Annotated in this window: 30 protein-coding genes and 1 pseudogene; 15 read left to right on the top strand and 16 right to left on the bottom strand. The window is 70.4% G+C overall.

The features are described from left to right. Window positions 1-68 precede the first annotated feature (68 nt). The 3 genes from ACQEWB_RS33130 to ACQEWB_RS33120 are packed head-to-tail and all read left to right on the top strand — an operon-like array spanning window position 69 to window position 2,781. Window positions 69-1,028: an ABC transporter substrate-binding protein gene (locus tag ACQEWB_RS33130; protein ID WP_432837505.1), complete on the top strand. Its 960-nt coding sequence runs from the start codon at window positions 69-71 to the stop codon at window positions 1,026-1,028. A 44-nt stretch (window positions 1,029-1,072) separates the two neighbouring features. After that, on the top strand, window positions 1,073-2,011 hold the full coding sequence (locus tag ACQEWB_RS33125) for an amino acid ABC transporter permease (RefSeq protein WP_432837503.1): 939 nt from the start codon (window positions 1,073-1,075) through the stop codon (window positions 2,009-2,011). Then, window positions 2,008-2,781: an amino acid ABC transporter ATP-binding protein gene (locus ACQEWB_RS33120; protein WP_432837501.1), complete on the top strand. Its 774-nt coding sequence runs from the start codon at window positions 2,008-2,010 to the stop codon at window positions 2,779-2,781. Before ACQEWB_RS33125 ends, ACQEWB_RS33120 begins: the two co-directional genes overlap by 4 nt. Window positions 2,782-2,840: 59 nt before the next feature. Here ACQEWB_RS33120 and ACQEWB_RS33115 read toward each other — a convergent pair whose 3' ends face one another. Further along, window positions 2,841-3,608: a class I SAM-dependent methyltransferase gene (locus tag ACQEWB_RS33115; RefSeq protein ID WP_432837499.1), complete on the bottom strand. Its 768-nt coding sequence runs from the start codon at window positions 3,606-3,608 to the stop codon at window positions 2,841-2,843. Window positions 3,609-3,708: 100 nt separating this feature from the next. On the opposite strand from ACQEWB_RS33115, the gene ACQEWB_RS33110 reads away from it, so the two are divergent. Further along, the gene (locus ACQEWB_RS33110) at window positions 3,709-4,338 is read left to right on the top strand and encodes a CGNR zinc finger domain-containing protein (RefSeq protein WP_432837497.1); all 630 of its coding nucleotides are present in this window, start codon (window positions 3,709-3,711) and stop codon (window positions 4,336-4,338) included. On the opposite strand, the gene sodX is transcribed toward ACQEWB_RS33110, so the two are convergent. Beyond that, window positions 4,242-4,676, bottom strand: coding sequence for a nickel-type superoxide dismutase maturation protease (gene sodX / locus ACQEWB_RS33105; RefSeq protein ID WP_432844151.1), 435 nt, complete (start codon window positions 4,674-4,676; stop codon window positions 4,242-4,244). The genes ACQEWB_RS33110 and sodX overlap by 97 nt on opposite strands. Window positions 4,677-4,821: 145 nt before the next feature. On the opposite strand from sodX, the gene sodN reads away from it, so the two are divergent. Then, window positions 4,822-5,217, top strand: coding sequence for a superoxide dismutase, Ni (gene sodN, locus ACQEWB_RS33100; RefSeq protein WP_030928916.1), 396 nt, complete (start codon window positions 4,822-4,824; stop codon window positions 5,215-5,217). 115 nt (window positions 5,218-5,332) lie between these two features. Here sodN and ppk2 read toward each other — a convergent pair whose 3' ends face one another. The 3 genes from ppk2 to ACQEWB_RS33085 are packed head-to-tail and all read right to left on the bottom strand — an operon-like array spanning window position 5,333 to window position 7,660. Then, complete coding sequence (gene ppk2, locus ACQEWB_RS33095; protein WP_432837494.1) at window positions 5,333-6,235, bottom strand: polyphosphate kinase 2; 903 nt, start codon at window positions 6,233-6,235, stop codon at window positions 5,333-5,335. A 20-nt stretch (window positions 6,236-6,255) separates the two neighbouring features. Continuing rightward, entirely contained in the window at window positions 6,256-6,489 is a 234-nt protein-coding gene (locus tag ACQEWB_RS33090) for a hypothetical protein (protein WP_432837492.1), read from the bottom strand. 16 nt (window positions 6,490-6,505) lie between these two features. After that, entirely contained in the window at window positions 6,506-7,660 is a 1,155-nt protein-coding gene (locus tag ACQEWB_RS33085) for an anion permease (protein ID WP_432837490.1), read from the bottom strand. A 102-nt stretch (window positions 7,661-7,762) separates the two neighbouring features. On the opposite strand from ACQEWB_RS33085, the gene ACQEWB_RS33080 reads away from it, so the two are divergent. From ACQEWB_RS33080 to ACQEWB_RS33070, 3 genes are read left to right on the top strand one after another with little or no spacing between them, the layout of a single operon-like run. Then, the gene (locus tag ACQEWB_RS33080; protein ID WP_432837488.1) at window positions 7,763-8,167 is read left to right on the top strand and encodes a helix-turn-helix domain-containing protein; all 405 of its coding nucleotides are present in this window, start codon (window positions 7,763-7,765) and stop codon (window positions 8,165-8,167) included. Window positions 8,168-8,182: 15 nt separating this feature from the next. Then, window positions 8,183-8,596 (top strand): VOC family protein, encoded by a 414-nt coding sequence (locus ACQEWB_RS33075; RefSeq protein WP_432837486.1) that lies wholly within the window; start codon window positions 8,183-8,185, stop codon window positions 8,594-8,596. Next, window positions 8,593-9,339 (top strand): VOC family protein, encoded by a 747-nt coding sequence (locus ACQEWB_RS33070; protein WP_432837484.1) that lies wholly within the window; start codon window positions 8,593-8,595, stop codon window positions 9,337-9,339. Before ACQEWB_RS33075 ends, ACQEWB_RS33070 begins: the two co-directional genes overlap by 4 nt. Here the strand turns inward: ACQEWB_RS33070 and ACQEWB_RS33065 are convergent. From ACQEWB_RS33065 to ACQEWB_RS33025, 9 genes are all read right to left on the bottom strand, one after another. Next, window positions 9,326-9,571: a hypothetical protein gene (locus ACQEWB_RS33065; protein ID WP_432837482.1), complete on the bottom strand. Its 246-nt coding sequence runs from the start codon at window positions 9,569-9,571 to the stop codon at window positions 9,326-9,328. The two genes, ACQEWB_RS33070 and ACQEWB_RS33065, sit on opposite strands and share 14 nt — an antisense overlap. Further along, the gene (locus tag ACQEWB_RS33060; protein ID WP_432837480.1) at window positions 9,568-9,885 is read right to left on the bottom strand and encodes a DUF952 domain-containing protein; all 318 of its coding nucleotides are present in this window, start codon (window positions 9,883-9,885) and stop codon (window positions 9,568-9,570) included. The genes ACQEWB_RS33065 and ACQEWB_RS33060 overlap by 4 nt, the downstream gene beginning before the upstream one ends. 9 nt (window positions 9,886-9,894) lie before the next feature. Beyond that, on the bottom strand, window positions 9,895-11,103 hold the full coding sequence (locus ACQEWB_RS33055; RefSeq protein ID WP_432837478.1) for an RNA polymerase sigma factor: 1,209 nt from the start codon (window positions 11,101-11,103) through the stop codon (window positions 9,895-9,897). Between the two features lie 6 nt (window positions 11,104-11,109). After that, complete coding sequence (locus ACQEWB_RS33050) at window positions 11,110-11,523, bottom strand: YciI family protein (protein ID WP_432837476.1); 414 nt, start codon at window positions 11,521-11,523, stop codon at window positions 11,110-11,112. Window positions 11,524-11,607: 84 nt separating this feature from the next. Further along, the gene (locus ACQEWB_RS33045) at window positions 11,608-11,802 is read right to left on the bottom strand and encodes a hypothetical protein (protein ID WP_432837474.1); all 195 of its coding nucleotides are present in this window, start codon (window positions 11,800-11,802) and stop codon (window positions 11,608-11,610) included. Window positions 11,803-11,820: 18 nt separating this feature from the next. Further along, a complete protein-coding gene (locus tag ACQEWB_RS33040; protein ID WP_432837472.1) occupies window positions 11,821-12,024 on the bottom strand; it encodes a hypothetical protein in 204 nt (67 codons plus the stop codon). A gap of 50 nt (window positions 12,025-12,074) precedes the next feature. Next, window positions 12,075-12,668: a GNAT family N-acetyltransferase gene (locus ACQEWB_RS33035; RefSeq protein ID WP_432837469.1), complete on the bottom strand. Its 594-nt coding sequence runs from the start codon at window positions 12,666-12,668 to the stop codon at window positions 12,075-12,077. A 197-nt stretch (window positions 12,669-12,865) separates the two neighbouring features. Further along, window positions 12,866-13,954 carry a family 2 encapsulin nanocompartment cargo protein polyprenyl transferase gene (locus ACQEWB_RS33030; protein ID WP_432837467.1) on the bottom strand — a complete coding sequence of 363 codons (1,089 nt, stop codon included), beginning with the start codon at window positions 13,952-13,954 and terminating at the stop codon, window positions 12,866-12,868. Between the two features lie 113 nt (window positions 13,955-14,067). After that, the gene (locus tag ACQEWB_RS33025; protein ID WP_432837465.1) at window positions 14,068-15,474 is read right to left on the bottom strand and encodes a family 2B encapsulin nanocompartment shell protein; all 1,407 of its coding nucleotides are present in this window, start codon (window positions 15,472-15,474) and stop codon (window positions 14,068-14,070) included. 317 nt (window positions 15,475-15,791) lie between these two features. On the opposite strand from ACQEWB_RS33025, the gene ACQEWB_RS33020 reads away from it, so the two are divergent. Together ACQEWB_RS33020 and ACQEWB_RS33015 are read left to right on the top strand one after the other, a co-directional pair. Next, the gene (locus ACQEWB_RS33020) at window positions 15,792-16,382 is read left to right on the top strand and encodes an N-acetylmuramoyl-L-alanine amidase (RefSeq protein WP_432837463.1); all 591 of its coding nucleotides are present in this window, start codon (window positions 15,792-15,794) and stop codon (window positions 16,380-16,382) included. A 22-nt stretch (window positions 16,383-16,404) separates the two neighbouring features. Then, window positions 16,405-17,325 (top strand): 1-aminocyclopropane-1-carboxylate deaminase/D-cysteine desulfhydrase, encoded by a 921-nt coding sequence (locus ACQEWB_RS33015; RefSeq protein WP_432837461.1) that lies wholly within the window; start codon window positions 16,405-16,407, stop codon window positions 17,323-17,325. Here the strand turns inward: ACQEWB_RS33015 and ACQEWB_RS33010 are convergent. Beyond that, the gene (locus tag ACQEWB_RS33010) at window positions 17,298-18,902 is read right to left on the bottom strand and encodes a Na+/H+ antiporter (RefSeq protein ID WP_432837459.1); all 1,605 of its coding nucleotides are present in this window, start codon (window positions 18,900-18,902) and stop codon (window positions 17,298-17,300) included. The two genes, ACQEWB_RS33015 and ACQEWB_RS33010, sit on opposite strands and share 28 nt — an antisense overlap. Window positions 18,903-18,988: 86 nt before the next feature. On the opposite strand from ACQEWB_RS33010, the gene ACQEWB_RS33005 reads away from it, so the two are divergent. The 3 genes from ACQEWB_RS33005 (at window position 18,989) to ACQEWB_RS32995 (ending at window position 21,061) form a co-directional block, all read left to right on the top strand. After that, complete coding sequence (locus tag ACQEWB_RS33005) at window positions 18,989-19,249, top strand: UBP-type zinc finger domain-containing protein (protein WP_360839723.1); 261 nt, start codon at window positions 18,989-18,991, stop codon at window positions 19,247-19,249. 259 nt (window positions 19,250-19,508) lie between these two features. Further along, entirely contained in the window at window positions 19,509-19,922 is a 414-nt protein-coding gene (locus tag ACQEWB_RS33000) for an anti-sigma regulatory factor (protein WP_019058277.1), read from the top strand. Beyond that, complete coding sequence (locus ACQEWB_RS32995) at window positions 19,919-21,061, top strand: RNA polymerase sigma factor SigF (RefSeq protein ID WP_432837456.1); 1,143 nt, start codon at window positions 19,919-19,921, stop codon at window positions 21,059-21,061. The genes ACQEWB_RS33000 and ACQEWB_RS32995 overlap by 4 nt, the downstream gene beginning before the upstream one ends. A gap of 45 nt (window positions 21,062-21,106) precedes the next feature. Here ACQEWB_RS32995 and ACQEWB_RS32990 read toward each other — a convergent pair whose 3' ends face one another. Beyond that, window positions 21,107-21,556, bottom strand: a complete 450-nt coding sequence (locus ACQEWB_RS32990) for a hypothetical protein (protein ID WP_432837454.1) — start codon at window positions 21,554-21,556, stop codon at window positions 21,107-21,109. Between the two features lie 171 nt (window positions 21,557-21,727). Here ACQEWB_RS32990 and ACQEWB_RS32985 point away from each other — a divergent pair. Further along, window positions 21,728-22,695, top strand: a pseudogene (locus tag ACQEWB_RS32985) (diacylglycerol/lipid kinase family protein). 319 nt (window positions 22,696-23,014) lie between these two features. Then, entirely contained in the window at window positions 23,015-23,272 is a 258-nt protein-coding gene (locus ACQEWB_RS32980; RefSeq protein ID WP_010353616.1) for a WhiB family transcriptional regulator, read from the top strand. Window positions 23,273-23,392: the final 120 nt, after the last annotated feature.

Here is a 23,392-nt window from a genome sequence, read left to right as displayed (position 1 = left end):
CGACACCCGAAGGTGTGTGTTCTCGTCGACCCATCGGCAACTCCACCCATCCGCCGGAGGAACCCAAAATGACCGCAAGCTCCACCCGTCGTACCACCGCCGCGCATCACCGTCTTGCCGCGGTCGGTGCGATCGCGGTCGCAGGCGCCCTGGTCCTCACCGGCTGCGGTGACCAGACCAAGGACAAGGACAAGGCCAGCAGCAGCGCCTCGACGAGCTCGGCGCCGCTGGCCGGCAAGCTCCCCCAGGCCATCAAGGACAAGGGCGTCATCAAGGTCGGCTCCGACATCGCCTACGCCCCGGTCGAGTTCAAGGACAACTCCGGCAAGGTCGTCGGCATCGACCCCGACCTCGCCGCCGCGATGGGCAAGCAGCTCGGTGTGACCTTCCAGTTCGAGAACGGCACCTTCGACGCGCTGCTCACCGGTCTGCGCTCCAACCGCTACGACATCGCCATGTCCGCGATGACCGACAACAAGAACCGCCAGGAGGGCGTCGACCCCGACACGGGCAAGAAGGTCGGCGAGGGCGTCGACTTCGTCGACTACCTGACCGCCGGTGTCTCGATCTACACCCGCAAGGGTGACACCGAGAACATCAAGAGCTGGTCCGACCTGTGCGGCAAGAAGCTCGCCGTGGAGCGCGGCACCGTCTCCGAGGACCTGGCCAAGGCCGAGACCAAGAAGTGCACCGGTGGCAAGAAGATCACCATCGAGGCCTTCGACGACGACCAGCAGTCCCAGACCCGGCTGCGCTCCGGCGGCGCCGACGCGGCCTCCTCCGACTTCCCGGTGGCGGCGTACGCGGTGAAGACCTCGGGCGGCGGCAAGGACTTCGAGATCGTCGGCGACCAGGTCGAGGCGGCCCCGTACGGCATCGCGGTCTCCAAGGAGGACACCCAGCTGCGCGACGCGCTGCAGGCCGCGATGAACGCGGTCATCAAGAGCGGCGAGTACCAGAAGATCCTCGACAAGTGGGGCGCGGAGGACGGCGCCGTCACGGAGTCCGCGATCAACGGCGGCAAGTGACGCCTGCCCACGGACATCGAGACGGGCACTGAGAGGCATCACCCGTGACTTCTGACATCGACAAGACGGCGGGGCCGAAGGACACGCCCCCGGCCGGACCGGAGGCCATCAAGGCCATCCCGGTCCGGCACTACGGGCGGTACGTCACCGCCGTGATCGCGATCGGCATCCTGGTCGCGATCATCTACGCGTTCGGCCAGGGCAAGATCAACTGGCACGCGGTCCCCGACTACTTCTTCGACGACCGGATCATGACCGGCGTCGGCAAGACCCTGCTGCTGACGGTCCTGTCGATGGTGATCGGCATCATCGGCGGCATCGGCCTCGCGGTGATGCGCCTGTCGAAGAACCCGGTGACCTCGTCGATCGCCTGGTTCTACATCTGGTTCTTCCGCGGCACGCCGGTCCTGGTCCAGCTGTTCCTCTGGTTCAACCTGGGCCTGGTCTTCGAGTACATCAACCTCGGGCCGATCTACAAGAACTACTGGTCCGACTTCATGACGCCGCTGCTGACGGCGCTGCTCGGCCTGGGCCTGAACGAGGCCGCGTACATGGCCGAGATCTGCCGCGCCGGCCTGCTCGCCGTCGACGAGGGCCAGACCGAGGCCTCGCACGCGCTCGGCATGAGCCACGGCAAGACCCTGCGCCGGATCGTCATCCCGCAGGCGATGCGCGTGATCGTGCCGCCCACGGGCAACGAGGTCATCAACATGCTGAAGACGACCTCGCTCGTGGCGGCCGTCCAGTATCCGGAACTCTTCCGCTACGCCCAGGACATCGGCCAGAACTCCGGTGCTCCGGTGGAGATGTACTTCCTCGCCGCGGCCTGGTACCTGATCATGACCTCGGTCCTGAGCGTGGGCCAGTACTACATCGAGCGGTACTACGCCCGCGGCTCCAGCCGCGCGCTGCCGCCGACGCCCCTCCAGAAGATCAGGGCGAACCTGCTCTCCATCGGCCGCCCGAAGGGAGGCGCGGCATGACCGACACCACGGTTCCCATGGTCAAGTCCGAGGGCGTGCACAAGTCCTTCGGCCCGGTCGAGGTCCTCAAGGGCATCGACCTGGAGGTGAAGTCCGGCGAGGTCTTCTGCCTGATCGGCCCCTCCGGCTCGGGCAAGTCGACCTTCCTGCGCTGCATCAACCACCTCGAGAAGGTCAACGCCGGGCGGCTCTACGTCGACGGCGAGCTGGTCGGCTACCGCCAGAAGGGCGACAAGCTGTACGAGCTCAAGGACAGCGAGGTCGCGCTGAAGCGCCGGGACATCGGCATGGTCTTCCAGCGCTTCAACCTGTTCCCGCACATGACCGCGCTGGAGAACGTCATCGAGGCGCCGGTCCAGGTCAAGGGCCAGAACAAGGCGGAGGCCAGGGAGCGCGCGCAGCAGCTCCTGGAGCGCGTGGGCCTGGCCGACAAGGCCGGCAACTACCCCTCGCAGCTCTCCGGCGGCCAGCAGCAGCGCGTGGCGATCGCCCGGGCGCTGGCGATGGACCCGAAGCTGATGCTCTTCGACGAGCCGACCTCGGCCCTCGACCCGGAGCTGGTCGGCGACGTCCTCGACGTCATGCGCGACCTGGCCGAGTCCGGCATGACGATGGTCGTCGTCACCCACGAGATGGGCTTCGCCCGCGAGGTCGGCGACAGCCTGGTCTTCATGGACGGCGGCGTGGTCGTCGAGTCCGGCGACCCGCGCGAGGTCCTGACCAACCCGCAGCACGAGCGCACGCAGGCGTTCCTGTCGAAGGTGCTCTAGCGGTACCGAAAGGGGCGGCACGGTTTTCCCGTGCCGCCCCTTTTCGCTTGTGCGGTGGACTACTTGAGGGCGAGCAACAAGGTGTCCGACGGCGAGCACCACACCGCCCGCGCCTCGCCGAACCCCGCGTCCCGCAGTGTCCGCGCATGCCACGCCGCCGACGGCATGTCACCGTCCGCGTGTTCGCCGTAGATCTCATAACGCCTGGCCGTCGGTTCCGCCAACACCGGGTCCTGGGCGGCGAGTTGCCACCACTCGGCCCAGTCCAGCGCGCCCTCCCCCTTGGCCCGGTCCATCCCCGCGTGCCGCCGCGCCCGCTCGGCCGCGTTGATCCGGGGCGTCGTCTCGTCGATCATGTGGTCCGCGTTCATGAAGACACCGCCGTCGCGGACGAGTCCCGCGACCTGACCGTAGAGGGCCGCGAGGGGTTCGCTGTGCAGCCAGTGGAGGGCGGTCGCGGTCAGGACGCAGTCGTACGAGTCGTACGGCAGCCTCGTCGTCCAGTCCGGGTCCTTGAGGTCGGCGGTGACGAAGGAGACCCGCTCGTCGCCCTCGAAGGTGCCGCGGGCGATGGCCAGGAGCGCCGGGTCGAGGTCGACGCCGGTGCTGGTGGCGTCGGGGAGGCGGGCGAGCAGGCGGGCCGTGATGCTGCCGGTGCCGCAGGCGAGGTCGAGGACGCGCGGGGCGGAACCGGTGAAGGCCTCGACCATGTCCAGCATGATGCGGAACCGCTCCTCGCGGTCCGGCATGTACCACTCCTGCTGCCGGTCCCAGCTCTCCTGCCAGGCCTGCCAGTCGGTTCCGGTCGTTCCGGTGCTCGTGGCCATGGAAGCCCCCTCCGCAGAGACAGTCGTAATACCCTGGAAGCGCAATCAGCCATTACCTGACCGCATCCACGACCATAGAGCTCCTCCGTAAGGACTACAAGTGGAACTGGCCTATTACTCGGACTATGCCGTTCGTCTCGTCAACACCGAGGAACCGCTGAGGGCCAAGGACTCGCTCACCTCGGTGGAGGCCGTCCGCGACCTGTTCGGCAACAACCAGGAGGCGGCCCGCCGCACCACCGACGCCGATGTCACGCGCTTCCGTTCGGTCCGGGGACGGCTGCGGGCGGTCTTCGAGGCGGCCGACGGCGGCGACGAGACCCTCTCCGTGAACCTGCTGAACTCGCTCCTCCTGGAGTTCCCGGTCAGCCCGCAGATCTCCGGGCACAACCACCGGGACGAGGACGGCCGCCCGCTGTGGCACATGCACCTCGCGGACCACCCGTCGAACGCGACGGCGGGCTACGCGGCCATCGCGGCGATGGGCCTGGCCTTCCACCTCACCGAGTACGGCGTGGACCGGCTGGGCCTGTGCGAGGCGGCCCCGTGCCGCAACGCCTACCTGGACACGTCCACCAACCGCTCCCGCCGCTACTGCTCCGACCGCTGCGCCACCCGCGCCAACGTGGCCGCCTACCGCGCCCGCAAGCGCCTGGAGGCCGACCGGTCGGAGAGCACGGGCCGGGCCGCCGACAGCGCCCAGCGCACGGCCGCGAAGGGCGAGCGCTGACCCGCCCTGAGCGGCCGGTAGCGGAAGCGGACCTTGCCCAGCACCAGGTCCTCCGGGACGGTGCCGTAGTCCGTGCTGTCACCGCCCGCGTAGGCGTTGTCGCCGAGCACCCACCAGCCGCCCTCGCGCCGCTCGGCGGCCCGCTTCACGACCAGCAGGTCCTGCTGGAAGGGATGCCGTAGGACGACCACGTCCCCGGGCCGGATCCGGGCGCCGTACTGCACCACGAGCCGGTCCCCGTGGTGAAGCGTGGGCACCATGGACGGCCCGGTCACCTCGGCCACCCCGAAGGGCAGCAGCGCCCTTCCGCGCTCGACGTCCTGCGACAGCTCCGGCATCCCCGGCACCTCCCCGGTCCGATCCTCCACCAGTCTCAGTCTCACCCTGGACTTTTGTCCTAAGCCCATGGGGGCACTCGCGAAATCCCCTCCCCCAGGGAGTAATGTCCCACCTGAGAAGACGATCACGAGGAAGGAACGCTCCATGCTTTCCCGCCTGTTTGCCCCCAAGGTCAAGGTCAGCGCACACTGCGACCTGCCCTGCGGTGTGTACGACCCGGCCCAGGCCCGCATCGAGGCGGAGTCCGTGAAGGCCGTCCAGGAAAAGATGGCCGGCAACGACGACCCGCACTTCCAGGCGCGTGCCACCGTCATCAAGGAGCAGCGCGCCGAGCTCGCGAAGCACCACGTCTCCGTGCTCTGGAGCGACTACTTCAAGCCCCCGCACTTCGAGAAGTACCCGGAGCTGCACCAGCTGGTCAACGACGCCCTGAAGGCCCTCTCGGCCGCCAAGGGTTCGACCGACCCGGCCACCGGCCAGAAGGCTCTGGACTACATCGCCCAGATCGACAAGATCTTCTGGGAGACCAAGAAGGCCTGACGAACGCCCCGTTCGCGGGAGAGTTCGCCAGGACCGGCGATCGGTGCACCATCGCGGGTCCGAGGGCATACCGAAGGGGCCCGGTCGTCCGATCGACCGGGCCCCTTCGGCGTTCTCAGCGGTCGCCGTGGTCGTCCTCGCCGGCTTCCAGCAGCCCCGCCGCCGCGCCCACGACCCGTGGATCGGGGCTGCCGACGACCTCCTCGTCCTTGTCGTCGTAGTCGAAGCGGGCCAGCACGCTGCGCATGGCCTCGACGCGGGCGCGCTTCTTGTCGTTGCTCTTCACCACGGTCCACGGGGCGTGCTCCGTGTCCGTCTCGCGGAACATGGCGACCTTGGCGGCCGTGTAGTCGTCCCAGCGGTCGAGGGAGGCGAGGTCCATCGGGCTGAGCTTCCACTGCCGTACCGGGTCGACCTGACGGATCGTGAAGCGGGTGCGCTGTTCGCCCTGTGAGACCGAGAACCAGAACTTGATCAGGTCCACGCCGTCGTCCGCGAGCATCCGCTCGAACGCCGGCGCCTGGCGCATGAAGCGCTGGTACTGGTCGTCCGAGCAGAAGCCCATCACGCGCTCGACGCCGGCCCGGTTGTACCAGGAGCGGTCGAAGAGGACGATCTCCCCGGCGGTCGGGAGGTGTTCGACGTAACGCTGGAAGTACCACTGGCCGCTCTCGCGCTCCGTGGGCTTCTCGAGGGCCACCACCCGGGCGCCCCGCGGGTTGAGGTGCTCGGTGAACCGTTTGATGGTGCCGCCCTTGCCGGCCGCGTCCCGTCCCTCGAAGACGATGACGAGCCGGCGTCCGGTCTCCTTGATCCAGCTCTGCAGCTTCAGCAGTTCGATCTGCTGGAGCCGCTTGTGCCAGTCGTACTCCTTGCGCTCCATGCGCTGCCCGTACGGGTAGTTCTCCCGCCAGGTGTCGATCGGCGAACCGTCGGGGCGGATGAGTACGGGATCGTCGGGGTCGCTGTAGTCGACCTTCAGGTCGGGCACCTCTGTCAGCAGGGGCGGTGTCGTCATTCTTGCTCCTGGCTCCCGGCTCAGTGGAACTGCGGCACGATCAGATAGATGCCGTACGCCACCACGGCCGCGCAGGCCAGGAAGCACAGGCCGGCCTGCGCCATGCCCAGGGACGACGTGCCGCCGCCCTCCTCCTGGGCACCCTCGTGGCGGGCGAGGCCGAGGACTCCGAGGGCGAAGACGACGACCACGGCGACCGTGACTCCGATGCTCACCGCGGTCACCTGACCGAGTGCGCTCCAGTCCAGATCCATCGAAACTCTCCTTGCCTCAGGCGGCCGTGCCGACGCTCGCCGGCACGGCGGTGCGGACGGGGACCTCGTGGTGGTCGTTGACGTTGCCGGCGTGCACCGGGTTGCGGCGCGACAGGACGACGATGCCCGCGGCCAGCGCGGCGCCGATCAGCGCGACGACGACCGTGCCGAAGTTGCCGCCGTGCTTGACCGCGTACGCGGCGATGCCGCCGACCAGCGCCGCCGAGGGCAGCGTGATCAGCCAGGCGGCCGCCATCTTGCCGGCGACGCCCCAGCGGACCTCCGCGAGGCGCCGGCCGAGGCCCGCGCCGAGGATCGAGCCCGAGGCGACCTGTGTGGTCGACAGGGCGAAGCCCAGGTGGGCGGAGGTGAGGATGACGGCCGTGGAGGCGGTCTCGGCGGCGAAGCCCTGCGGGGACTCGATCTCGGTGAGGCCCTTGCCCATGGTGCGGATGATCCGCCAGCCGCCCAGGTAGGTGCCGAGGCCGATGGCGAGACCGGCGGAGGCGATGACCCAGACCGGCGGGCCGGCGTCGTGGCGGAGGGCGCCGGCGGAGATCAGGGTCAGGGTGATGATGCCCATGGTCTTCTGGGCGTCGTTCGTGCCGTGCGCGAGGGAGACCAGCGAGGCCGAGGCGATCTGGCCGATCCGGAAGCCCTTGGTGACGGATCCCTTGCGGGCCCGGGCGGCGATCTTGTAGGCGAGGTAGGTGGCGATCAGGGCCGCGACACCGGCCACGACCGGGGAGGCCACCGCGGGGATCAGGATCTTCTCGACAACCTTGTCGAAGTGCACGCCGTCGGTCCCGGCGCCCACCCACACGGCGCCGATCAGCCCGCCGAACAGGGCGTGCGAGGAGCTGGACGGCAGCCCGACCAGCCAGGTCATCAGATTCCACAGGATCGCACCGATCAGTCCCGCGAAGATCATCCCCGGGGTGACGAGGGTGTCGTCCACGATCCCGCCGGAGACCGTCTTGGCCACCTCCGTGGACAGGAAGGCCCCGACTATGTTGAGGGCCCCGCTGATCAGCACGGCGACTTTCGGCTTGAGCGCGCCGGTCGCGATGGACGTCGCCATCGCGTTCGCGGTGTCGTGGAATCCGTTGGTGAAGTCGAAAGCGAGAGCCGTGACGATGACGACCGCCACGAGGAACGTGATGTGGTCCATTCCCCTATGGGAGCAAGGGCTTTCGTACGGGAGGCGAACTCAGGGCAAAGGACACTCCAGGACCACGCGCCCGGCGGGTGAGGATCGTGCGATCCTGACGTGGTGAACCGTGAGGATCTGGTACGTCTGCGCAAGGCCCGTGACCGGATGGACCGCGAGTACGCCGAACCCCTCGACGTGTCCGCCCTCGCCCGCACCGCGCTGATGTCGCCGGGGCACTTCCAGCGCGCGTTCCGCGAGGCGTACGGCGAGACACCGTACGCCTATCTCATGACCCGCCGCGTCGAGCGCGCCAAGACCCTGCTGCGCCGCGGCGACCTGACGGTGACCGAGGTCTGCATGGCCGTCGGCTGTACGTCGCTGGGCTCCTTCAGCGCCCGCTTCACCGAGCTGGTGGGTGAGACGCCGAGCTCCTACCGGGCCCGCTCGCACGAGGAGAGCGCGGAGATCCCGCCCTGCGTGGCCCGCGTGTACACGCGCCCGAGGCGGACCTATCTCCGGAAATGACCTTAGGTTGACCCCATGGACCTGAAACTGCAGACCTGTTTCATCGCCGTCGACGACCACGACAAGGCGATCGCCTTCTACTGCGACGTCCTGGGCCTGGAGATCCGCAACGACGTCAAGTACGAGGGAATGCGGTGGGTGACCGTCGGGTCGCCGCTTCAGCCGGACGTGTCGATCGTCCTGGAGCCGCCCGCGGCCAACCCCGACCTCTCCCCCGCCGACCGGGAGGCGATGGAGCAGCTGCTGGCCAAGGGTGTGCTGCGGGGCGTCAACTTCACCACCGAGGACTGCGACGCCCTCTTCGCCCGCGTCCGGGACGCCGGCGCCGACGTGCTCCAGGAGCCGATGGACATGCCGTACGGGGTGCGCGACTGCGCGTTCCGGGATCCGGCCGGGAACATGCTGCGGTTCATGGAGCGGAAGGGATGAGCCGACCGGTTCGGTGGTCGTACGCCTTCATAGACCGGCCGGCCGCCGACTTCGGCCGTGCCTGCGACTTCTGGACGGCCGTCACTGGCACCCGCCTCTCCGAACTCCGCGGCGAACAGGGCCAGTTCACGACCCTCCTGCACGACGGCGCCGACGCCTGCGTCAAGGTGCAGGGGGTCGCCGACGGCCCGGGCGGCGCCCATCTCGACTTCTCGGTGGACGACGTGCGGGACTTCGCCGGTACGGCGGTGCGGCTCGGGGCGACGGTGGTCTTCGACGAGGGGACGCTGATCGTCCTGCGCTCCCCCGCCGGCCAGCTGTTCTGCGCCGTCGACGGGCACGGCGAATCGGTCCGGCCGCCCGTCGTCAACGGCACCCGCCTCGACCAGGTCTGCATCGACCTCGCGCCTTCGCGGTACGACGCCGAAGTCGCCTTCTGGACCGCCCTGTTGGACGGCTGGGAGTCCCTCCCCGGCTCGCTCGCCGAGTTCCACGTCCTCAAGCCCCCGCCCGGTCTGCCGGTCCGCATCCTCCTCCAACGCCTGGGCGAGGAACGGGAGACGACCGCCCATCTGGACCTCGCCTGCGCCGACATCGCGGCGACCCGCGCCCGACACGAGGCGCTGGGCGCGGAGTTCGTCTCGGCGGGCCCGCACTGGACGGTGCTGCGCGACCCGACGGGCGGCACGTACTGCCTGACGGGCCGCGACCCGGAGACGGGCGGCCTGCCTAACCGGTACTGACCACACAGAGGATCTGGGCCGGGGCGTTCGGAGCCGTGGGGGTCGGGCATGCGGTGGCGCGGTATGGCCCGCGCGGCGGCGACAGGCTCGGGTGCGCCCTCTCCCAGCCGGCCGGTGGCGGTGGCGCGGCCGAGTCCTGCAGCCACAGCGTGAGCAGCCCCCCGGCCACCACGCCGACGGCCCACACCGTCACGGCCCAGCGCCACACCCGGCGGCGCGGTAAACCGCTCATCCCCATGCCTCCACAGCCACCACCGCGGCCACCGGAATCGGCCCGTACACGTGCGGGAACTCCTCGCCGCCGGGCTTGTTGGACTCGTACTTGAGCGGCGCGTTCAGCCGGTCCGGGTCGATCACCAGGACCACCAGGTCGTCCAGTCCGGCGAAGAAACGGCCGGCGGTCCCCGGGAGCTGGGCGCGGGTGGAGCAGTGGATGAAGCCCTCCTCCTGGAAGGTGCGGCCGCGGGTCGAGATCTCGTACGTGCCCTTGGCGCGGGCGGCGTCCCAGAGGGAGCGTTCGGTGAGGTGCAGGATGGGGTCGCTCATGGGAGCACGCTACGGCCTCAGGCGCGCCGCGCGCTCCCGCAGATAGCGCTGCTCGGGGAGGCTCAGGGTCTTCACGGCCGCCGTCTCGTATGCGGACCGGGCCTCCTCGTACGCGCCCGCCCGCTCCAGCAGATGGGCGCGGACCGCGTCCAGACGGTGGCCCGACTCCGGCTCCAGGACGGACAGTTCGGCGAGGCCCGCCACCGGGCCGTCGACCATCGCGAGGGCCACCGCCCGGTTGAGGCGTTCGACGGGGCCGGGGACCTGGCGGACCAGTACCTCGTACAGGCCGAGGATCTCGTGCCAGTCGGTGTCCGCCGCGGACGGCGCCTCGTCGTGGACGGCGGCGATGGCGGCCCGCAGCTGGTACGGGCCCACGGGCCCCCGGGACAGCGCCCGGGTGACCAGTCCGACGCCCTCCTCGATCGCCGCCTTGTCCCAGCGGGCCCGGTCCTGCTCGTCGAGCGGCACGAGTTCGCCGTGCGGACCGGTGCGCGCGTCGCGGCGGGCGTCGGTGAGCAGCATCAGGGCCAGCAGGCCGGCCACCTCGCCGTCGTCCGGCAGGAGGCGGTGGACCGTGCGGGTCAGCCGGATCGCCTCGCCGGCCAGGTCACGGCGTTGCAGACTGGCGCCGGAGGTCGCCGTGTAGCCCTCGTTGAAGATCAGGTAGAGCGTGTGCAGGACCGCGGGCAGCCGCTGTGCCCACTGGTCCGGCCGCCCGAACCGCACACCCCGCACCTTCTGCTTGGCCCGGCTGATCCGCTGCGCCATGGTCGCCTCGGGGACCAGACAGGCGCGGGCGATCTCGGCCGTCGTCAGCCCACCGACCGCGCGCAGGGTGAGCGCGATCCGGGCGGGCCTGGTCAGGTCCGGGTGGCAGCACAGGAAGAGGAGCGTGAGGGTGTCGTCCTCGCGCGGCGCCCGGTCGTCGAGGGTGTAGGGCACTCGGGGTTCGAGGGCTGCCACCCGCTCCTCCCGCGCCCGGCGCGCCTCCTCCGCCCGCAGCGCGTCCGTCAGCCGCCGCGCCGCCACCCTGATCAGCCAGCCGCGCGGGTTGTCCGGAACCCCGGCCGAGGGCCACTGCCCGGCCGCGGCCAGGAGCGCCTCCTGTACGGCGTCCTCGGCGGCGTCGAAGTGTCCGTACCGTCTGACCAGGGCGCCGAGGACCTGCGGCGCGTGCAGGCGCAGCAGGTCCTCGACCTCGGGGGTCGTACCCATGGACGGTCAGACGTCCGCGGAGCCGGAGTCGATCGGCCGGATCACCACGGGGTAGCTGGTGGCCCCGGCGGGCAGGGGGCACTGGAGGACGCGCTCGGCGATCTCGGTGACCCGCTCCAGGCTCGCGCAGTCCAGCACCCAGTAGCCGGCCAGCAGCTCCTTGGTCTCGCCGTACGGGCCGTCGGTGATCACCGGCTTGCCGTCGTCGCCCAGGCCGACCAGCCGGGTCCGCGCGGGCTCGACCAGGCCCTGTGCGTCGATCATCTCGCCGGTCTCGGCGAGGTCGTCGCTGAGGGCGCCCATGAAGGCGTACATGGCCTGGACTTCCTCCTGGCTCCAGGCCGGGGCGGTCGCGTTGGCCCTGCCCTGCATGCCCTCGTAGTCCGCCTGTGTGCACTGAATCATGACCAGGTACTTCATGACGTGGCTCCTTCGGCTCGGGCCGCCCTCGGTGGGCGGCTTCCACAGGGGACGTCGGAGCCGGGCGGGGATTCTCGACACGGTTCAGGAATTTTTCGCGGGAGTCCCGCCGGGCTCCTGGTCGGGCTCGGCACCCGCCGGGACGTAGGCCTCGCAGTCGGGGTTGCGGCAGGGCCCCGCCACCCACCGCGGGACCCACGCGCCCAGCGTCTTGTGGCGTTTCACGACGGTAGCCACGGGCTGTCCACAGGCCGGACAGACGTGTTCTGAGCTGTCCATGCCCTCAGGGTAGGCCGGTCAGCGCCTGCGCGCGTACGTACGGACGAGTACTCCGCTGCCGAACGTCGGCATCCCGGCGTACAGGGCGAGCCGGTGGCTGGCGCGGCCCCGGACCACGGTGTCGAAGCGGAGGTTCGCGGTCCCCTCGACGCCGGATCGCCGATGAAGCCGTCGATGGAGCGGGCGACGAAGTAGCTGGACGAAGTGGCTGAGCTTGCGCAAGCCGGTCTCTTTCCGTGGGCGGGCGGGTCCGTGTCGTAGGCAAGCCCCGGCTAGCTGGTGCGGGGTTCCCGCCACATCGGCCACATGGTCGGGCCGTCCGGGAGGTCGAGGGGGCTGCCGGTGAACTCGAAGCCGAGGCGCTCGTACAGGGCGCGGCTGCGGGTGCTGCTCGCCTCCAGGTAGGCGGGCAGGCCCTCGCGGTCGCAGCGGTCGAGGACGTGGGTGATCAGCGCGCCGCCGAGCCCCTCGCCCTGGCGCCCCGGGGCCACGCCGATCATCCACAGGTACTCGTGGGCACGGTCCGCGGGGTGGATGTCCTCGGTGAGCCGGCCGATCAGTTCGACGCGCTCGTTGTCCGGGTCCACGGCCGCGCGGAGTCGGGCGGGACCGTCCTCGTCGTGCCGGGCACCGGCCGGCACGGAGAGCCAGAGCGCGCAGGCGCTGCCGTCCTCGGTGACGTCGACATGGCCCTCGGCGAGCACGATGTCGGTGAAGGCGCCCACCAGTCCGGGATGGTTCGTACGGCGATGCTCCTCGCTCGGGAACACCCAGTTGCTGACCGGATCGTCCTGGAAGGCCTCGTCCAGCAGCCGCACGACCAGCTCTCTGTCGCCCTCTTCCGCCACCCGTATCACCACGCCCATGTGCCGTCCCCTCACCTCAACCGACCTTGACCGTACGGTAGTTGAGCCTATCCGGAACGTGTACAGCGGCGGGCCCCGCACACCGTGGGGATGTGCGGGACCCGCCTGTCCGGAGCCTCGGCGGCCGCACGGGGTCAGGAGCCGTACGGCCGCCCCGGTGGGCTCCGGGGTACTGGGTGACTCGGCCGGTGCCTGGTTCAGCTGCTGCGCCGGGTCACGAACTCCGCCAGCGCGAGCAGGCCGCCCGCCGCCTCCGGGTCCGGCACCGCCCGGGCCAGCTCCTGCATCGCGCGGGCCATCCGGTCGGCGGCCTGGACCTGCGCCCAGTCGCGCCCGCCGGCCCGCTCGACCGCGAGGGCGGTCCGCTCCAGGTCCTCCTTGGCGTAGGGGGCTTCGTAGAGCACGGCCAGCTCGGCCGCGGCCGGAGTGCCCGAGGTGAGCGCGGCGACCACCGGCAGGGATTTCTTGCGGGCCGCGAGGTCCGCCCCGGCCGGCTTGCCGGTGCGGCGCGGGTCGCCCCATATGCCGATCACGTCGTCGATGAGCTGGAAGGCGAGCCCGGCCTCCCGGCCGAACGCGTCCATCGCCCCGACGTCCTCGGCGCCCGCTCCCGCATACAGTGCGCCCAGCGCACAGGCGCATCCGAGCAGTGCGCCCGTCTTGGCCTCGGCCATGGTCAGCACCTCGTCGAGGGTGACCTCGGCGGGGCCGCGCCGCTCCATCGCCGTGTCCGAGTGCTGTCCGGCGCACAGCTCGACCACGCAGGCCGCGAGCCGGGCGGCGGCCGTCGCGGAGGCCGGATGCGGGTCCTCCGCGAGCAGCCGCAGGGCCAGCGCCTGCATCGCGTCCCCGGCGAGGATCGCGTCGGCGTCGCCGAACACGGTCCAGGCGGTGGGCCGGTGGCGCCGGGTGGTGTCGCGGTCCATCACGTCGTCGTGCAGCAACGTGAAGTTGTGCACCAGCTCCACCGCCGCCGCGGCCCGTACGGCCGCCTCGCGCGCCCCCGGTCCGCCGAGCGCGGCGGCCGCGGTGAGGACGAGCGCGGGCCGTATCGCCTTGCCCGCGTTGCCCGCCGCCGGTGTCCCGTCGGCGTGCTCCCAGCCGAAGTGGTAGAGCGCGATCCGGCGCATGGAGCCCGGCAACGAGTCGATCGCGGCGCGCAGTTCGGGGTCGACGGCGGCCCGGGTGCGCTCCAGGATCGCCGTCGCCTCCTGCCCGTCGAGGGCCGGCGCCTCCGGGGAGACGTCCTGCGCATCGGGTTTCGCCTCCGCCGTGAACTCGGCCATGGGATCCCCCTCGGTCAGTCCGCGGACGGTGGCGCTTCCGCTGCGGCCGGTCGCATACGACCGAGGTCTACCCGTCCCCGCGGGCGGGGACACGGCTCCGAGGTGCAGAAACGTCACCTCCAACGACCGATCTCGACGTTCTCCAGAACGCCGAGCGCGTCCGGGACCAGGACCGCGGCCGAGTAGTACGCCGTCACCAGGTACTTGATGATCGCCTGTTCGTTGATGCCCATGAAGCGCACGGACAGGCTCGGCTCGATCTCGTCCGGGATGCCGGCCTGCTGGAGCCCGATGACTCCCTGCTCGGCCTCGCCGGTGCGCATGGCGATGATCGAGGACGTACGGGCCTCGGTGACCGGGATCTTGTTGCACGGGTAGATCGGCACACCGCGCCAGGTCGGGATGCGGTTGCCGGCCACCTCGATGGTCTCGGGGACCAGGCCGCGCTTGTTCAGCTCGCGGCCGATCGCGGAGATCGCGCGCGGATGGGCGAGCAGCAGCTTGGTGCCGCGCCGCCGGCTGAGCAGTTCGTCCAGGTCGTCGGGGCTGGGCACGCCGTCGTGCGGCTGGAGGCGCTGGTCGTACTCGCAGTTGTTCAGCAGCCCGAACTCGCGGTTGTTGACCAGCTCGTGCTCCTGGCGCTCCTTCAACGCCTCGACCGTGAGCCTGAGTTGCTGCTCGGTCTGGTTCATCGGCTGGTTGTAGAGGTCGGCCACGCGCGAGTGGATGCGCAGCACGGTCTGGGCGATGCTCAGTTCGTACTCGCGGGGCCGGGCGTCGTAGTCGACGAAGGTGTGCGGGATGTCCGGCTCACCGCTGTGGCCGGCCGCGAGGTCGACCTCCTTCTCGCCGTACTTGTTGGTGTGCTGGTCGGGAATCGCGCGCAGCTGCCGGAGATGCTCGCGCAGGGACTCCGAGCGCTCCGCGACCTGTTCGACGTCCTGGCGGGACAGGACCAGCACCGTGCAGGTGGTGGCCGCGCGGACCGTGCACTCCCAGATGGCGTCCGGGCTCAGCAGTGCCGCATCACCGAAGTAGGCGCCGTCGGCGAGCACCCCGAGGACCGCGTCGTCGCCGTACGGGCCCGTGCCGACCTTCTCCACCCTGCCGTGCGCCAGCAAGTGGACCTCGTCGGTCGGGCCGCCGAACGAGGCGATCACGCTGCCCGGCGCGAACTCCTGCTGCCGGCAGCGCCGGGCGAGCTCGGAGAGCACCTCCTCGTCCTCGTAGTCACGCAGTGCGGGCAGTTCACCGAGCTCCGCGGGGATGACCTCGACCCGGTCGCCGGTCTTCACGAACGTGATACGACCGTCCCCCACGGCGTACGTCAGCCGCCGGTTCACCCGGTACGTGCCGCCCTGGACGTTCACCCAGGGCAGCGTGCGCAGCAGCCAGCGGGAGCTGATCTCCTGCATCTGGGGTGCGGACTTGGTCGTGGTGGCCAGGTTCCGCGCGGCGGCCGTGCCGAGACTCTGCTGCGGCTTGCCCTGCTCCGAACGGACCTCTTCGCCTACCGACATATGTGAATTGCCCTCCCGGTCATGCTCCGGCGCGCTGGGTGCGCCGGGCATCGCGATCTGCACGGGCAAGCCTTCCATTACGGAGCGTGCCGGTGCTATTACCCGAAAGAGCGGGAATGGATCACGGTGGGGCTGGGCAGATGCGCGATTTCCGTCGAACGCCGACGGGCCGGAGCCGAGCGGGAGTCGGGCCACGGGTGGCCGGATCCACTCGCTCCGGTCGGCGACGATGTGTGACTACCCGCTTACGTTCGGTACAAATCCCGGCATGGACGGTCGCACCGGGTGACCGTCGGCACGGTGCGAAGGAGCCGGTCATGGCCTCACCCATGCCCGCGGGCAGTTTTCTGGACAGTCTCAGGGCGGAGGGACTCACCGTCGTCGAGGTCGGCGACTGGGCGCGTCACAACCGCAATCACAAGGGCCCCTGGGGGCCGGTGCACGGCGTGATGATCCACCACACGGTGACCAGCGGCGGCGAACGCACCGTCGAGATCTGCCGCGACGGCTACTCCGGCCTGCCCGGCCCGCTCTGCCATGGCGTCATCACCAAGGACGGCACGGTCCATCTGGTCGGATACGGCCGCGCCAACCACGCGGGCCTGGGCGACGACGACGTACTGCGCGCGGTGATCGCCGAGAAGGCGCTCCCGCCGGACAACGAGGCCGACACGGACGGCAACCGGCACTTCTACGGCTTCGAGTGCGAGAACCTCGGCGACGGCGCGGACCCGTGGCCCGAGGCCCAGCTGGAGGCCATCGAGAAGGCGGCGGCCGCCGTGTGCCAGCATCACGGGTGGACGGAACGCTCGGTGATCGGCCACCTGGAGTGGCAGCCGGGCAAGGTGGACCCACGCGGCTTCACGATGGCGTGGCTGCGCGAACGGATCCGGGACCGCCTGAAGTGACGTACGAGGCCACAATGGTTCCGTGACCGGCCGCCTCGACACCCTGCACCCCCGCCTCCCCTCGCCCCTGCGGGAACTGTCGGACGACCGCTTCACCCGCCACGGCCTCCGTCTCCTCCTCAAGCGCGACGACCTGATCCACCCGGACCTGGTCGGCAACAAGTGGCGCAAGCTCGCGCCGAACCTGGCCGCCGCGGACGGCCGTACGGTCCTCACCTTCGGCGGCGCCTACTCCAACCACTTGCGCGCCACCGCCGCCGCGGGCCGCCTCCTCGGCCTCCCCACGATCGGCGTGGTCCGCGGCCAGGAACTCGCCGACCGCCCGCGCAACCCCTCCCTCGCCCGCTGCATCGCGGACGGCATGCGACTGCACTTCGTCGACAGGTCGACGTACCGCCACAAGACCGAACCGGACACCCTCGCGCGCGTGCTGCGGGAGGCGGGCGCCGAGGACGCGTATGTCGTCCCGGAAGGTGGTAGCAACGCGCAGGCGGTACGCGGCTGTCAGGCCCTCGGCGAGGAGCTGCGCGGCTGCGCGGATGTCGTCGCGATCGCCTGCGGCACCGGCGGAACACTCGCCGGGCTCGCCGCGGGGCTCTCCCCCGACCAGCGCGCCCTCGGCATACCGGTCCTCAAGGGCGGCTTCCTCACCGCCGGCATAAGAGCCCTCCAGGACCAGGCCTTCGGCGGCCCGCGCGGCGACTGGAACCTGAACGACCGCTTCCATTTCGGCGGCTACGCGCGCGTGCCCGCCGAACTCGACGCCTTCGCCGAGGACTTCGAGGACCGTCATTCAGTGCCTGTCGAGCGTCTCTATGTCGCCAAGTTGCTGTACGGCCTTGTCGCCCTGGCGGAGGAAGGGGCGTTCCCGCGCGGGACGACGATCGCGGCCGTCGTCACCGGGCGGCCTTTTGCTCAGGAGCCTTCGGCCGTCTCCCGGTAGGCCGCCGCCTCCTCCAGGTCCAGTCGGCGCAGCAGTGTGCGCAGCATCTCGTCGTCGATGTAGCGGCCGTCCCGCAGCCGCACGAACATCGCGCGCTCCGCGCCGATCATCTCGCGGGACAGGCGGCGGTAGGTGTCGTCGACGGATTCGCCGGTGATCGGGTTGGTCTGGCCGAGGCGTTCCCAGACGGCGTTGCGGCGGCGTTCCAGGACGTCGCGGAGGCGGTCGGCGAGGGGCGGCGGGAGGGTGTTGCGCTCGTCGGTGAGGAGTTCGTCCAGGCGTTGTTCGGCGACCCTGGAGGCCTGCGCCTGGGCGTTGGCCTCCGCGAGGGTCTCGGCCTGCGCGTCCCGGGCCGGGAACTTCACCAGGCGGATCAGCGGGGCCAGGGTGAGGCCCTGCACCACCAGGGTGCCGATGACCGTCGTGAAGGTCAGGAAGAGGATGAGGTTGCGCTGCGGGAACTCGTCGCCGCCGTCGATCGTGAGCGGGATCGAGAAGGCGATCGCCAGGGAGACCACGCCCCGCATCGCGGCCCAGGAGGTGACGACCGGGCCTCTCCAGGTGGGGTTGTCCTCGCGCTCCCTGATGCGCGGCGAGAGCAGGCGGGGAACGAACGTCCCCGGATAGACCCACATGAACCGGGCCGCGACGACCACCAGGAAGATCGCGAACGCGTACCAGGCGGCGTCGACACCCTCGTACTCCCCAAGGCCTCTGAGCACGATCGGCAGTTGCAGGCCGATCAGCGCGAAGACCGCCGACTCCAGGACGAAGGCGACCACCTTCCAGACCGCCTCCTCCTGGAGGCGGGTCGCGAAGTCGACCTCCCACGCGCGGTGTCCGAGGTAGAGGGCGACCACCACGACCGCGAGGACACCGGAGGCGTGCACCTGCTCGGCGACCGCGTAGGCGACGAACGGGATCAGCAGCGACATGGTGTTCTGGAGCAGCGCCTCCTTCACGTGCGTGCGCAGCCAGTGGATCGGCAGCATCAGCACCAGGCCGACGACCACGCCGCCGACCGCCGCCAGCAGGAACTCGCCGATCCCGCCGATCCAGGAGGCGCCCTCGCCGACGGCGGCCGCCACGGCGACCCGGTAGGCGGTGATCGCGGTCGCGTCGTTCAGGAGGGACTCGCCCTGGAGGATCGTGGTGATCCGGGACGGCAGGCCGACCCGGCGGGCGACGGCCGCGGCGGCGACCGCGTCCGTCGGCGCCACCACCGCGCCCAGCACCAGAGCGGCGGGCAACGGCAGCCCCGGGACGATCAGATAGGCCGCCCAGCCGACGGCGAAGGTCGCGAAGAGCACGTATCCGACGGACAGGAGTGCCACCGGGCGCATGGTGGCCCGCAGGTCGAGGTACGAGCTCTCGACGGCCTCCTTGTGCAGCAGCGGCGGCAGCACCAGGGGCAGCACGATGTCCGGGTCGAGCGTGTAGTCGGGCACCCCCGGGATGTACGACACCACCAGGCCGACCGCGACCAGCCACAGCGGGGCCGGCACCGGGGTGCGCCGGGCCGCCGCGGCGATCGCCGTGCTGCCCGCCACCAGCAACAGGAGTGGCATCACGTCCATGGACCTCGCCCGCCCTCGCTCATCGTCGTCCGCCCGCCCTCGTTTTTCCGCGCGGCCGTCCGCGCGGCCGTCGTAACCTGGCAATCATGAAACAGTGCACGCACGCCGACGCGCTGCCGCTCCCGGATCCCGAGCCGCGGAGCGAGACCTGCCCCGAGTGTCTGCGCGACGGCACGCATCCGGTACAGCTGCGGCTGTGCCTCACCTGCGGCCACGTCGGCTGCTGCGACTCCTCGCCGGGGCGGCACGCGACGGAGCACCACAAGGACTCGGGCCATCCGATCATGCGCACGTACGAGCCCGGCGAGAACTGGCGTTGGTGCTTCGTCGACCACGTACTTGTGTGACCCTGGACGCCCGGGTTCCAGGACGGTTCGACCGTCTGACGTCTGGGTACGTCAACCCGGCGCGCGTTCTTCCCAATTGGAGCCGCAGACCCCTAGACACGGAGCGTGTCCACAGGTTTACTGTGAGTGACGGCAGGGGGTCGGGGTCCTGGGGACAGGAAAGTTGAGAGCGCGATAGCGTCACCGCTGAACCACACTTCGCGTTACCCCGGGGGGCGACCCTCGGCCCTGAAAAGCTTGTACCACCTTGGAGGTGAGGGTGTCCCAGATCGCAGGCGAGCCCGCGACCCAGGACTTCGTGGAAGTCCGCTTGCCGGCTGCGGGTGCCTACCTGTCGGTGCTGCGTACGGCCACGGCCGGCCTCGCGGCCCGTTTGGACTTCACCCTCGACGAGATCGAGGACCTGCGCATCGCGGTGGACGAGGCCTGCGCGATCCTGCTCCAGCAGGCCGTGCCCGGCTCGGTGCTCAGCTGTGTCTTCCGGCTTGTCGACGACTCTCTCGAGGTCACCGTCTCGGCCCCGACCACGGACGGTCACGCCCCCGCGCGGGACACCTTCGCCTGGACCGTGCTCTCGGCCCTGGCGGGCAAGGTCTCCTCCGCCGTGGACGAGGACAAAACCGTTTCGATCAGCCTCTACAAACAGCGCGGCGCGGGACCCGGGCCGGCGTGAGGACAGGGGACGGGCCGGTGCGTGACGAAGAGCGCGGCACACGGGAGCTGCCGGCCGAGGGCACAGGCGGGTCCCGACGCACAGGGGACGGCATCGACGGCATCCCCGAGCAGGCCCGGCCGCATCCGGAGGACGACGCGGGCAGCGCCGCGGCGGCCGGCTTCCCGGACGACGGACGGCGGGATCGGGAAGGTGCCGCGCCGAGCACGCCCCTGGACGGGCGGAACGGGATCACCCCGCTCCGATCGGAGGCGAGGGCTCGGCGAAGGACAACGGGCGGGACGATGAGCGAGCACGAGCGAGACGATCAGCAGGGCGCGCAGGCTGTACAAGAGGCCACGCAGCACGACGCACCGGCCGAGCAACCGGCCACGCGGCACGACGCACAGGACCGCAGCGGAGCGCGCGCGATGTTCGTCGAACTGCGCGGCCTGAAGGACGGCAGCGCGGAGTACGCGGAACTGCGCAACAAGCTGGTCCGTATGCACCTGCCGCTGGTCGAGCACCTCGCGCGCCGCTTCCGCAACCGCGGCGAGCCGCTGGACGACCTCACCCAGGTCGCCACCATCGGCCTGATCAAGTCGGTCGACCGCTTCGACCCGGACCGCGGCGTCGAGTTCTCGACGTACGCGACCCCGACGGTGGTCGGCGAGATCAAGCGCCACTTCCGCGACAAGGGCTGGGCGGTGCGCGTCCCGCGCCGACTCCAGGAGCTGCGCCTCGCGCTCACCACGGCCACCGCGGAGCTCTCGCAGCAGCACGGCCGCTCCCCCACGGTCCACGAACTGGCCGAGAAGCTCGCCATCTCGGAGGAGGAGGTCCTGGAGGGCCTGGAGTCGGCCAACGCCTACTCCACGCTGTCCCTGGACGTCCCCGACACGGACGACGAGTCGCCGGCCGTCGCGGACACCCTGGGCGCCGAGGACGAGGCGCTGGAGGGCGTCGAGTACCGCGAGTCACTCAAGCCGCTCCTCGAGGATCTCCCCCCGCGGGAGAAGCGGATCCTTCTCCTCCGCTTCTTCGGCAACATGACCCAGTCGCAGATCGCGCAGGAGGTCGGCATCTCCCAGATGCACGTCTCCCGCCTGCTGGCCCGCACCCTGGCCCAGCTGCGCGAGAAGCTGCTGGTCGAGGAGTAGAGCCGCAGAGCCTTCGAGGGCTACGTCCGCTGCGGCGCCGTATGCCTACTGCTTGCCGTCCTGCGCGCGGCCCGGGCCCCTGATGCCGAGGGCCTGGGTCGTGGCCGGGTTGACCAGCAGGACGAGCGAGACCACGGCGACGACGGCGAGGGCGATGCCCGCCGGGATCGCCACGCTGTCGGCCTGGAGCAGGTTGTAGGCCACCGGCAGCGCCATGATCTGCGTGATGACGGCCGGACCCCGGCTCCAGCTCCTGCGGCCGAGCAGCCCGCGGGCGGCCAGCAGGGGCAGCAGGGCGAGGACGATCAGCGTGATCCCGCCGGTCACGGCGGACCCGCGGTCGTCCGGGTCACCCGCGAGGGCCTCCACGAGCATCCAGACACCGCCGGCGACCAGCGCGAGCCCCTCCAGCGCGGCGAGCGCGGCCGCGTACGTCAGACGGCGCGGGCGGGGGCCGGTGGTTTCCTCGGCGGCGTGGGTCTTCTCACTGGTCACCCCTGAAGGGTAGTCCCGGGGGCACCGGCTTCCCCCCGGGTGCCCCAGGGGGACGCGCGCCCCGGCGGCGAGGTTGAGCGGGACGCCCGTGGCGAGACTCACGCGCCCACCTCTTACCCGATCCCTACCTCGGCCTGTGCCCGGTACCCCCCAGTAGGTACGCTGCAACTCATGCGTGCACTTCTCGTGGTCAACCCGGCGGCAACCACCACAAGCGCACGTAGGCGCGATGTGCTGATCCACGCGCTCGCGAGCGAGATGAAACTCGAAGCGGTCACCACCGAGTACCGCGGCCACGCGCGCGACCTGGCCCGGCAGGCGGCCGACAGCGACGACATCGACCTGGTGGTCGCCCTCGGCGGCGACGGCACGGTCAACGAGGTGGTCAACGGCCTGCTGCACGCCGGCCCCAACCCGGACGGCCTGCCCCGGCTCGCCGTGGTCCCCGGCGGCTCCACCAACGTCTTCGCCCGCGCCCTGGGTCTGCCCAACGACTCCGTCGAGGCGACCGGCGCCCTGCTGGACGCCCTGCGCGAGGGCAGCGAGCGCACGGTCGGCATGGGCATCGCCGCGGGCACGCCGGGCACCGAGGACGAGGCGGTGCCGGCCCGCTGGTTCACCTTCTGCGCGGGGCTCGGCTTCGACGCGGGCGTGGTCGGCCGCGTGGAGCAGCAGCGTGAACAGGGGAAGAAATCCACACACGCCCTTTACCTGCGCCAGGTCGCACGGCAGTTCCTCCAGGAACCCAACCGCCGGCACGGCTCCATCACTCTGGAGCGGCCCGGCGAGGAACCGCTCACCGATCTGGTGCTGTCCATAATCTGCAACACCTCGCCGTGGACGTATCTGGGCAATCGTCCGGTGTACGCGGCACCTAAGGCTTCGTTCGATACCGGGCTCGACGTAGTCGGACTCACCCGTATGTCGACGGTCACGGCTGCCCGGTATTCCACGCAATTGCTCACTTCGTCCCCCGAACGCGGGGTCCACGGCAAGCACGCGGTGACGCTGCACGACCTGGACCAGTTCACCTTGCATTCGAAGGTCCCCTGCCCCTCCAGATGGACGGCGACCACCTAGGGCTGCGTACGAGCGTGACGTTCACAGGCGTACGCCGTGCACTGCGTGTGATTGTGTGAGCAGAAAGGGCTGAAGTCCTTTCACTCGAACGTTTAGGCCAGGATCCACCCCATGGAAGTACGGCTGTGACCTAGTCGACACCGAGGAATCAAAAAAAACTTTCCGGAAGGGGTTGTATCCGCCGCTGAGGTTTGCGAGTCTCTACGTGGCGGTCGGGACAGCCCGCAACACCAGCGTCCACAGGCCACCGGAACCCCTCTTCAAACCACAGGACCTCGCCAGGGAACCTGGCGCTCGGCCCTTCACTTGTTGAGGGATTCGTGAAAGCGTTCACATTCACAAGCAACTTGCACGTAATACCAAGGAGAGGTAGCAGCCATGGACTGGCGTCACAACGCCGTTTGCCGCGAGGAAGACCCCGAGCTCTTCTTCCCCATCGGCAACACCGGTCCTGCGCTGCTGCAGATCGAGGAAGCCAAGGCCGTCTGCCGTCGCTGCCCCGTTATGGATCAGTGTCTGCAGTGGGCGCTCGAGTCCGGCCAGGACTCCGGCGTCTGGGGTGGTCTCAGCGAGGACGAGCGTCGCGCGATGAAGCGCCGCGCCGCCCGCAACCGGGCCCGTCAGGCGACCGCCTGACGCACCCACCCCGCCTGAGCTTGGCGGCGCGTACAGCGAGTACGCATCTCCCGCCCCCGAGCCGCAGCGCGCAGTACCCCCGATGCGCAGCACAAGCTGGCAACGAGCATTCGAGCCCCG

The organism is Streptomyces sp. CA-249302 (assembly GCF_050936785.1).
GTDB lineage: Bacteria > Actinomycetota > Actinomycetes > Streptomycetales > Streptomycetaceae > Streptomyces.
Note: the sequence above shows the minus strand (reverse complement) of the source record. Positions and strands in the feature narration are given on the sequence as shown.